5 protein-coding genes are annotated in these 3,516 nt (G+C 65.2%); 3 read left to right on the top strand and 2 right to left on the bottom strand.

The window, feature by feature from the left end; translation table 11 throughout:
- The coding region (locus JOZ00_RS24045; RefSeq protein ID WP_293349145.1) for a DUF4191 domain-containing protein at window positions 1-713 on the top strand (713 nt) is incomplete at its 5' end.
- A 21-nt stretch (window positions 714-734) separates the two neighbouring features.
- On the opposite strand, the gene JOZ00_RS24040 is transcribed toward JOZ00_RS24045, so the two are convergent.
- A complete protein-coding gene (locus JOZ00_RS24040) occupies window positions 735-1,154 on the bottom strand; it encodes an RDD family protein (protein ID WP_293349143.1) in 420 nt (139 codons plus the stop codon).
- 224 nt (window positions 1,155-1,378) lie between these two features.
- Here JOZ00_RS24040 and glnA point away from each other — a divergent pair, with 224 nt between their 5' ends.
- On the top strand, window positions 1,379-2,815 hold the full coding sequence (gene glnA, locus JOZ00_RS24035; protein ID WP_293349141.1) for a type I glutamate--ammonia ligase: 1,437 nt from the start codon (window positions 1,379-1,381) through the stop codon (window positions 2,813-2,815).
- A 62-nt stretch (window positions 2,816-2,877) separates the two neighbouring features.
- Here glnA and JOZ00_RS24030 read toward each other — a convergent pair whose 3' ends face one another.
- On the bottom strand, window positions 2,878-3,309 hold the full coding sequence (locus tag JOZ00_RS24030) for a MarR family transcriptional regulator (protein ID WP_293349139.1): 432 nt from the start codon (window positions 3,307-3,309) through the stop codon (window positions 2,878-2,880).
- 52 nt (window positions 3,310-3,361) lie between these two features.
- Here JOZ00_RS24030 and JOZ00_RS24025 point away from each other — a divergent pair.
- Window positions 3,362-3,516: maleylpyruvate isomerase N-terminal domain-containing protein (locus tag JOZ00_RS24025; protein ID WP_293349147.1), on the top strand; the 155-nt coding region annotated here is incomplete at its 3' end.

Here is a 3,516-nt window from a genome sequence, read left to right as displayed (position 1 = left end):
GGGCACAAGCGCAGGCCGCCCGCAAGGCCGCGGCCAAGGAGCGCCGCGCCCAGTTGTGGCAGGCGTTCAACATTCAGCGCCAGGAAGACAAGCGGCTACTTCCGTACATGATCGGCGCCTTCGTGCTGATCGTGGGCATCTCGGTGGTAGTCGGGGTGTGGGCCGGCGGGTTGACGATGCTCACCTTGATCCCGCTCGGCGTGCTGCTGGGCGGGTTGGTCACCTTCATCATCTTCGGCCGTCGCGCCCAGAAGTCGGTCTATCGCAAGGCGGAAGGTCAGACCGGCGCGGCTGCCTGGGTGTTGGACAACTTGCGCGGCAAGTGGCGGGTCACCCCGGGCGTGGCCGCGACGGGCCACTTCGACGCGGTGCACCGGGTGGTCGGGCGTCCGGGCGTCATCCTGGTCGGCGAGGGATCGGCGGCGCGGGTCAAGCCGCTGCTGGCCCAGGAGAAGAAGCGCACCGCGCGGTTGGTGGGCGATGTGCCGATCTACGACGTCGTCGTCGGCAACGGCGACGACGAGGTACCGCTGGGCAAATTGGAGCGACACCTCACCAAGCTGCCGGCCAACATCAACGTCAAGCAGATGGACTCGCTCGAGTCTCGGCTGGCCGCGCTGGGTTCGCGAGCCGGCGCCGCCGCGATGCCGAAGGGCCCGCTACCGAATGCGGGCAAGATGCGCGGCATGCAGCGCACTGTCCGCCGCAGATAACCCGCCAGCGGGTCGCTCGGTCTAGCGCCTTACCACCGCCGTTGCGGTCAGCCGATCCTGCAGGCCGCGCCCGTCCCAGTCGGTGAACAACGCGGGCACGACCGTCCCGACCAGCACACCCCGCACGATGGCGCGGCCCGCGCCCACGTGCAGCCGCCCGTCCGTTGTCACCACCTGCAGGCCCAGCGCCAGTTGCCCGGGCGTGAAGCCGAACAGCCGCACCGAGACCACGCCGAGCAGAAACCAGACGACCAGGATTGCGGTCGAAAGCGCGTGTTGGGAAAACACGCCGAACCTCAAGCACAGCGCGGCCAGGCCGTAGGAGATCAGCCAGTCGATCATCAGCGCGCCGAGCCTGCGACCCATCGGCGCCAAGGACCCCGGCCCGCGCTCCGGCATGCCCAAACTCTCGCCCGGATACGCCGAAAGTGACTCCGGCATCAACGACCAAAATCCGGGCTCGGTTGCCAACGACCAGTGCGCCACGTCACCAGACCAGATACGATCTTGCGGTCCATGGCCCCCACAATAGAACCCGCCGGTAGACCCGGGCTCGGACGTGGCGGCGTGGGTCACGTAACCTGCGCGCAACACGGGGTTGACGGGCGGGCAACATCTGCTCCATAGCGTCGGCCGCGGATCTCACCAAGTAAAGGAGCAATTCTGTGACGGAAACGACGCCCGACGACGTCTTCAAACTCGTAAAAGACGAGAACGTCGAGTTTGTCGACGTCCGGTTCTGTGACCTGCCCGGCATCATGCAGCACTTCACAATTCCGGTTTCGTTTTTCGACCAAAGCGTCTTCGACGACGGCCTGGCTTTCGACGGCTCATCGATTCGCGGATTCCAGTCGATTCACGAGTCCGACATGCTGTTGCTCCCCGACCCCGCAACGGCCCAGATCGACCTGTTCCGCGAGGCCAAGACGCTGAACCTTAACTTCTTCGTGCATGACCCGTTCACGCTGGAGCCCTACTCGCGCGACCCGCGCAACATCGCCCGCAAGGCCGAGAACTATCTGATCAGCACCGGCGTCGCCGACACCGCCTACTTCGGCGCCGAGGCCGAGTTCTACATCTTCGACTCCGTCAGCTTCGACTCGCGCACCAACGGATCGTTTTACGAAATCGACGCGATCTCCGGTTGGTGGAACACCGGCTCGCCGAACGAACTCGACGGTAGCCCCAACCGTGGCTACAAGGTCCGCCCCAAGGGCGGGTACTTCCCGGTCCCCCCGGTCGACCACTACGCCGATCTGCGCAACGAGATGCTGCAGAACCTGATCAAGGCGGGCTTCAGCCTGGAGAAGGGCCACCACGAGGTGGGCACCGGCGGTCAGGCCGAGATCAACTACAAGTTCAATACGCTGCTGCACGCGGCCGACGACATGCAGCTGTACAAGTACATCGTCAAGAACACCGCATGGGTGAACGGCAAGACCGTCACGTTCATGCCCAAGCCGCTGTTCGGTGACAACGGCTCCGGCATGCACACCCACCAGTCGCTGTGGAAAGACGGCAACCCGCTGATGTACGACGAGACCGGTTACGCCGGCCTGTCGGACACCGCGCGCCACTACATCGGCGGCCTGCTGCACCACGCGCCGTCGCTGCTGGCCTTCACCAACCCGACGGTGAACTCCTACAAGCGTCTGGTTCCCGGCTTCGAGGCCCCGATCAACTTGGTCTACAGCCAGCGCAACCGCTCGGCCTGTGTCCGCATCCCGATCACCGGCACCAACCCGAAGGCCAAGCGGCTGGAGTTCCGTTGCCCCGACTCGTCGGGCAACCCGTACCTGGCGTTCTCGGCCATGCTGATGGCCGGCCTGGACGGCATCAAGAACAAGATCGAGCCGCAGGCCCCGGTCGACAAGGACCTCTACGAGCTGCCGCCGGAGGAGGCCGCCAACATTCCGCAGGCTCCTGTCCAGCTGTCCGCGGTGATCGACCGGCTGGAAGCGGACCACGAATACCTCACCGAGGGCGGCGTTTTCACGCCCGACCTGATCGAGACGTGGATCAACTTCAAGCGCGACAACGAGATCCTGCCGGTCCAGATCCGGCCGCACCCGTACGAGTTCGCGCTCTACTACGACGTTTAAGTCGATCTAGCGAAACCACCCGCGCGGCAGTCAGCCGTGCGGGTGGTTTCGTTTTCGAGGGGTCACGGTTCGTCGCTTTGCGTCAGCTGAACCAGCACCCGCAGAAACACGCGGCGGTCGTCGGCCGACAGCGTCGACAGCCAGCGCTCCTCGCCACGTTGGATGGCCGTCTGCACCGCATCCTTGACCACGCGACCCGACTTCGTGACGGCCAGTAGCCGCACCCGCCGATCGTCGGGGTCGGGGTGGCGCTCGATGTGGCCCTGAGCCTGCAACTCGTCGAGGACGGGGATGATGCGGGTCTTGTCGGCGCCGATCGCCTCGGCGAGCGCCGCCTGCGTGCGTACCGGTGACCGATCCAGTGCCAGCAGTACGACGTAGCCCCACATCGACAGGTCGTGGGCATCCAGCACGGGCTGCTCCGCCGCGATCAGATCGCGAAGCAGCGGCGCGAGCATCGCCGCCAGGTCGGGACGCTTAGCCCTCGAAGTCATGTCAGTGATGGTAGACATTGACCGACCATATGCATGCGCATACGATCTATGTATGTATACGATTTCTGATGTCCGTCCCTCTCACCGCATCGCCGTGCTGGCATCCGTGGATGTCGTCGACGCCGTGACGCCCGAGCAGCTGCGCTTGCCGACACCGTGCGCCGGCTGGAACCTCGCCGACCTGTTGGCCCACATGACCGTGCAACA

Source organism: Mycobacterium sp., from assembly GCF_019243155.1.
In the GTDB taxonomy this organism is placed as follows: Bacteria; Actinomycetota; Actinomycetes; order Mycobacteriales; family Mycobacteriaceae; genus Mycobacterium.
Note: the sequence above shows the minus strand (reverse complement) of the source record. Positions and strands in the feature narration are given on the sequence as shown.